Below are 6,129 nucleotides of genomic sequence, written 5' to 3'. Positions count from 1 at the left end.
GGCGATCGAGGATTCCGTCCTCGGTCTCACCTCAGCCGGACGCGCCGGCCTCACGCGCATCGCGGTACCGCTGGACGCCGAGATCGACTCCGACCTCTACGAGGCCCGATGGGGAACCCTCCTCGGTAGGTCGATAGCAGACGTCCTCGACGTGTGGCGTAGGTGCTCGGCATGACAACCAGCGGACGCGAGGGCCGTAACCCGTCGATGGTGGAAGGAGAGACGACCGTGGGCGCCTACCAGACACACTTCACCCGTAGCGTCGAGGATCGCGAGGGTTTCTGGCTCGACGCGGCCAAGGCCGTCGACTGGGTTTCTCCACCGACTCGAGCCCTGGACGACTCCGCGGCACCGTTCTATCGCTGGTTTCCCGACGCGTCCTTGAATAGTTCGGTCAACGCGCTGGACCGGCACGTTGCGGCCGGCCACGGCGACCGGATCGCACTGATCTGGGACTCCGCGATGGTCGGCCGTCAGCGCCACATCTCCTACGCCGAACTGCTCGACGAGGTGGCGCGCTTCGCCGGTGTCCTTGCCGCACAGGGCGTGAGCGCGGGAGACCGAGTGGTCATATACCTCCCGATGATCCCGGAGGCCGCAGTCGCAATGCTGGCGTGCGCGCGGATCGGCGCGGTGCACTCCGTGGTGTTCGGCGGCTTCGCGGCTCGAGAGCTCGCCGCCCGGATCGACGACGCCGAACCGGTCGCCATCGTCACCGCATCGGGTGGTGTGGAGCCGGGTCGCACCGTCGAGTACGTACCGATCGTCGCCGCAGCGGTGGACCTGGCCGCATTGACACCAACGGTCATCGTGAAGAACCGGCCCGAGGTCGATGGATCGGCTGCCGACGTCGAGGGGTGGCTCGATTGGGACGTGTTGGTCGCGGACGCGACACCTGCCGAGCCGGTGACCGTCGCCGCCACCGACCCGCTATACATCCTCTATACCTCCGGCACCACCGGGAAGCCCAAGGGCGTGGTGCGCGACAACGGCGGCCACGCCGTCGCGCTGTCCTGGTCGATGCGCTATGTCTACGACATCGGCGCCGGCGATGTCTGGTGGACGGCGTCGGACGTGGGCTGGGTGGTTGGGCACTCGTACATCGTCTACGGACCGCTTTTCGTCGGCGCGACGTCCGTGATGTACGAAGGCAAGCCGGTCGGCACGCCGGACGCGGGCGCCTTCTGGCGGGTGATCGCCGACCACCGGGTACACGCGCTGTTCACCGCCCCGACCGCGATCCGCGCCATCCGCAAGGTCGATCCCGATGCGGCCGAGGTCGCGAAGTACGAAATATCCTCGCTGCGTGCGCTATTCGCAGCCGGCGAGCGGCTCGACCCGGACACCTTCGAATGGGCGAGTGCCGTGCTCGACGTCCCGGTCGTTGACCACTGGTGGCAGACCGAGACCGGGTGGGCGATAGCGGCAAACCTCCGCGGCCTGGAACCGATGCCGATCAAGGCCGGATCGCCGACGGTGCCCGTGCCCGGTTACCGGCTAAGGGTGCTCGATGCCGCCGGCAATCCGGTCGACCCGGGCCAGGAGGGGACGATCGTGATCGCTTTACCTCTACCACCGGGCACCCTGACGGGCCTCTGGCGGGACGACGAGCGCTTTCGCACGTCGTATCTGTCGGCATTTCCCGGGCACTACCTCACCGGCGACTCCGGCTACGTCGACGAGGACGGCTACGTCGTCGTGCTCGGTCGGTCCGACGACGTCATCAACGTCGCGGGCCATCGACTCTCGACCGGCAGCATCGAGGCGGTGGTCGCGGCGCACCCCGCCGTCGCCGAATGCGCGGTGATCGGGATCGCCGACGAGGTGAAGGGACAGCGTCCCAGCGGCTACGTCGTCCTCAAGTCAGGCGTCGAGATCGAGCCCAACACACTGCGTTCGGAGTTGGTGGCCAAGGTGCGCAACGAGATCGGCGCGGTCGCCACCTTCCGTGACGTGACCGTCGTGACCGCCCTGCCAAAGACGCGGTCCGGCAAGATCCTGCGCAAGACGATGCGGCAGATCGCCGACGACGAGCCATATACCGTGCCATCGACCATCGAGGACGCCGCAGTGCTCGACGCGCTGGCCGAACAACTGAAGACGATCAGGCAATCGCCGCAGACCGACGAAAGACGTGACTGAGAATGGTGACCGTGCCGCCATCTGGGCACGCACAGTTGGGTGAGCGAACTGTCCGCAGTGATCACCCAATGGACTCACCGGTCGGTCAGGCGTGACGCTTCTGGGTGGGCGTCTTGACGGGTTTCTGGTAGACGATCATCTCGCGGGACAGCACGCGGCGGATCCGAGGTTCCCGACTGCAGGCGACGGCGAGCACCGTGAGCAGGATCCAGCTCGTCAGAGCGCTCGCGAGAACGAGTACGAACGCCGCCCACTCACCCCCGGCGAGGTAGGTGGACGCCTTCTGGCGGGACCACAGCCGCCAGAAGATCATCAAGTTGACGGTCAGGCCAACCCCGTAGGACAGTGCGAAGGAGAATAGGAAGGGCTTCCAGGTTCCATCCCGCAGCCTGGCCGAAATCGGTTCGTGCCGAAGCGGATACAACACCGACAGCACGTTGCCCACACCAAGCCAGATGAACACCATCGTCACCAGCTGATCGATCATCGCGATCGGGTTGCCCTCATTGGCGACCGTCAAGAATCCGATGACGGGTAGCGCGGCGACCGTGATCAGCATCGCCATCGCCAGGTTCTTGGCCACCAGGATCCGCCAGATCCGTTCCCCGCCTGCGACGCCGTCGCGGACCCGCTGGGCCTCGAAGCAGAGGGCGTTGGTGCACACCACGCTGCCGACGACCGCCGAGAACAGGTAGAGCGAGAGTTGGCTGACGTCGTCGTACTTCGTCCAGCCGCTGAAGTGGTAGACGCTCACCAGCGACAAGCTGATTGCGAGTGTGATCACCAGCCGGACCAGGATCGCGCGTGGCGAGTCGAAGACGACGTGGCGCACCTCGTCGAGGATCCGCATGCCCACCCCCGACACGGGGGCGACCCGAAGGATCGAAAGGCGCCGAGTCGCCGCCGAACGCGTGCCGACGACGTCGGCGCTGCGCGCCAGCGCAACCGCGAGTACCGCCTCGGCCACCGCCGCCCTGGCGAGGGCGACCGCGACGACGGCGTTCGCGGCGGCCTGGTCGTCGAGTGCGGGCGCGCTCTGCACTAGCGCCATCCCGCGCGCCTGCTCGTCGGCGCGGGCCAGCCATTCTGGCGACGCGGCCGCCGCGGCGATGTCCAAGCCGATGTCCGAGACGCTGTCCGAGACGACCTCCGACGCGCTTTCCGAGGCGCTTTCCGAGCCGATGGCGTCGCGTAGCACGTCCCCGGAGACGACGTCACCGACGACAGCCAGCTCGGTTCGCGCGTCGGCGACGACTCCGGCCAGCGCGTCGGGCTCGTCCCAGTAGGCGGCGGCCACCGCGGCGTCGACGCGGCGCAGCGAATCGGCGAGAAACCTCAGCTCGTCCACCGCCGCGATGTCCGTCGCGGAATCACCGTCGTGCATGGCGCTAACTGAACCACCGCGCGCTGCCCGCGACCTCGAATCCGAGGGTGAAGTCCGCCTCAGCCGACCACGCCGGAGCCCACCTACCCTGGTAATAGAGTGACGGGAGTGATAATTGGGTACAGAGGTCTGAACCCTTTGATTCACCCACCAGGTCAAGGAGCGGCCGTGGAGGCCTTCGGTACCACTGCGGGTCAGCCGCGCGCCGGCCGGTCGATGCGCGCACTGGCATCGGCGTTGGCGGCATTCGCCCTGGCAGCGGGCATGACCGCAGTCGCCCCGCCACCACGCGCCGCGGCGGCGGACTGCCCTGACGTCGAGGTCGTGTTCGCCAGGGGCACCGACGAGCCACCCGGCATCGGGGTGGTCGGCCAGGCGTTCGTCGACTCGCTGCGCGGTCTGCTCAAGGGCAAGGAGATCCGGCCCTACGCCGTGAAGTACCCCGCCTCGTGGGACTTCCTGGCCGCGGCCGCCGGAGCCGACGACGCCAGCGCCCGCGTGCAGGCCACCGCGGCGAACTGCAAGAAGACCAAGATCGTGCTCGGCGGCTATTCGCAGGGCGCGGCGGTCATCGACATCATCGCGACCTCCCCCATCGCAGGCCTCGGATTCACCAAGCCGATGCCCGCTGCGGTCGCACCGCGGGTCAACGCCATCGCCGTCTTCGGCAACCCCTCGGCGCGGCTCGGACAACCGCTGACGACGCTCAGTCCCACCTTCGGCGCCAGGACCGCCGACATGTGCAACACGAACGACCCGATCTGCTCACTCGGCAAGGACTTCGACTCGCACATCGCCTACCAGAAATCGGGACTGGTCAAGAAGGCCGCCCAATGGATCGTCGACAACCACCTCTGACGTTGACCGGTCACCCCGCCGACCCGGCCGCCGCCCGTAACCGCTCCCGCCACCACGCGACCTTGGCGCTGTCGGCGAGCGAAAAGCGTTGCACCAGAACCTGATCGGGTGAGGCAGGCATCGGCGCAACCGGCAGGTAGCCTGCCACCGGAATCAGCGACCGCGATTCGGCGACGACGTCACCGCCGAGCAGCGGTCTGGTCCCCAGCCCGCAGGCGAAGGGCAATTCGGGAAGAACACCGGCCAGGGCCAATCCCGCCGCGAGGCCGATGCTCGTCTCCATGGCGGACGACACCACGCACGTCAGGCCGGACGACTCCGCGAGCCGAAGGGCCCGCCGGACGCCGCCCAGCGGCCCGCACACCAACACGGCGACGTCGGCGGCCTCCGCGCTGAGGGCCACCCCCACGTCGGCAGCGATGCGCACGTCGACCCGGCGACGCACGGCCACCAGTTCCTCGGCGGTGCGGCAGGGCGCCTCCACGTATTCGAGCTCCCCTGCCGCCTTCGCCAGCGCGGCGATGGCCGTCACCGCGCTGTCGACGTCCCACGCTCCTGCGGCGTGACACCGGATCGAGCCGTCAGGACCCAGTGCATCGCGAACCGCCTCGACCCTGGCCACGTCGTCGGCGAGGGACCCGGCGCTCCGAGCGACCGCAACCTCAGCGGTGCGGCAACCGGATTCGCCGACGAGAGCGCCTGCGACGACCGGATCCACCGGGCCTACCGCGACCGAGACCGGAACCCGTCCTCGCACCGGGTCGGGCCAACCGACGGTCCCCGGTTCGATCGCCGCCGTCAGCCACCGCCCGAGATCGCGGTCATCGCACGATGGCGGCGGGCTGAACTCGCCCCACCCCTGCGGACCCTCGATCAGCATTCCCTCGCGCACACCCTCCCCACCCCGGGTCGGGATGCCGAAGACCAACGCACCGTCGAGGTCGACGAGCGCCTTCACGAGACGTCCGAGGCAGGTGGTCGGTAGGCCTCCACGCTGGGGGCGACGAGCTCGAATCCGGCTCGGCGGTAGACGCGCCCCGCGGGATTCGTCGACTCGGTGACGATTACCCACTGCGTGCAACCACGCTGCGCGGCCCACCCGGCCGCGACGCCGAGCAGATGCGACGCGATGCCTCGGCCCCGGTGCTCGAACGCGGTACCGACGTGCTGATACCGCGCCGTCCCGCCGCAGTCGACGATGCCCAATTCGGCGACCAGTCGCTCGTCGAAGAACGCGCCAACGAATGCGGCGTCGCCGCGCTCGGCCAGCTCCCGCTGTGCCTGCGCTCTGGCCCGGGTGAACTGCTCGAAGGTCCGAGGGTCCTCCCCCGTCGTTCTATCGTTCTCGGTGATCGCCCGCGACACGAGTTGCTCCCAGTCCGTCCCGGCCAGCGGCCTAACCTCGTACCCCACGGGTGGCGGCGTCTGCCGCGGCATCGTCGACGTCGCGAGCACTTCGTCGAGCCCGATCTCGAACCCACGCCGCACCCAGGCGCTCTCGTCGGTGGGCGAACGCACCAGCCCGATCGCGATCCACCCCGCTCCGGGAACGGACCTCTCGAACACCTCGGTCCACCGCTGCGCATCGTCCACCGCATCGGCGTCGGTGACGAATATGCAGTTGCCCCAATGGAACTCGGGATTCGACGGGGTGCGGACCACGAGATGATCGCCACGGTCTTCGACGATCGAGCCCATGTGCTGGAGCACCGCGACGTCAGTGGCCCACCCCAGCGGCAGCATCG

Annotated in this window: 5 protein-coding genes; 2 read left to right on the top strand and 3 right to left on the bottom strand. The window is 68.6% G+C overall.

The window, feature by feature from the left end; all coding sequences use genetic code 11:
* Positions 1-207 precede the first annotated feature (207 nt).
* Positions 208-2,142: an acetate--CoA ligase gene (locus ABW137_RS27540; protein ID WP_526404684.1), complete on the top strand. Its 1,935-nt coding sequence runs from the start codon at positions 208-210 to the stop codon at positions 2,140-2,142.
* A gap of 85 nt (positions 2,143-2,227) precedes the next feature.
* Here ABW137_RS27540 and ABW137_RS27535 read toward each other — a convergent pair whose 3' ends face one another.
* Positions 2,228-3,526, bottom strand: a complete 1,299-nt coding sequence (locus ABW137_RS27535) for an ABC transporter permease (RefSeq protein WP_526404676.1) — start codon at positions 3,524-3,526, stop codon at positions 2,228-2,230.
* Between the two features lie 216 nt (positions 3,527-3,742).
* Between ABW137_RS27535 and ABW137_RS27530 the strand changes: the two genes are divergently transcribed.
* Positions 3,743-4,384 (top strand): cutinase family protein, encoded by a 642-nt coding sequence (locus ABW137_RS27530; RefSeq protein WP_526404682.1) that lies wholly within the window; start codon positions 3,743-3,745, stop codon positions 4,382-4,384.
* A 10-nt stretch (positions 4,385-4,394) separates the two neighbouring features.
* Here ABW137_RS27530 and ABW137_RS27525 read toward each other — a convergent pair whose 3' ends face one another.
* Positions 4,395-5,342, bottom strand: a complete 948-nt coding sequence (locus tag ABW137_RS27525; protein WP_526404674.1) for an o-succinylbenzoate synthase — start codon at positions 5,340-5,342, stop codon at positions 4,395-4,397.
* Positions 5,339-6,127, bottom strand: coding sequence for a GNAT family N-acetyltransferase (locus ABW137_RS27520; RefSeq protein ID WP_526404673.1), 789 nt, complete (start codon positions 6,125-6,127; stop codon positions 5,339-5,341). The genes ABW137_RS27525 and ABW137_RS27520 overlap by 4 nt, the downstream gene beginning before the upstream one ends.
* Between the last annotated feature and the right edge of the window lie 2 nt (positions 6,128-6,129).

Origin of the sequence: Mycobacterium sp., assembly GCF_040509115.1 — a bacterium.
Lineage (GTDB): Bacteria > Actinomycetota > Actinomycetes > Mycobacteriales > Mycobacteriaceae > Mycobacterium.
This window is presented reverse-complemented; position numbering and strand designations above follow the sequence as displayed.

What these genes read in the sequence shown, in the direction of transcription:
- ABW137_RS27540 (WP_526404684.1), top strand. Translation starts at nt 208, where the DNA reads ATGGTGGAAGGAGAGACGACCGTGGGCGCCTACCAGACACACTTCACC.
- ABW137_RS27535 (WP_526404676.1), bottom strand. Translation starts at nt 3,526, where the DNA reads ATGCACGACGGTGATTCCGCGACGGACATCGCGGCGGTGGACGAGCTG.
- ABW137_RS27530 (WP_526404682.1), top strand. Translation starts at nt 3,743, where the DNA reads ATGCGCGCACTGGCATCGGCGTTGGCGGCATTCGCCCTGGCAGCGGGC.
- ABW137_RS27520 (WP_526404673.1), bottom strand. Translation starts at nt 6,127, where the DNA reads ATGCTGCCGCTGGGGTGGGCCACTGACGTCGCGGTGCTCCAGCACATG.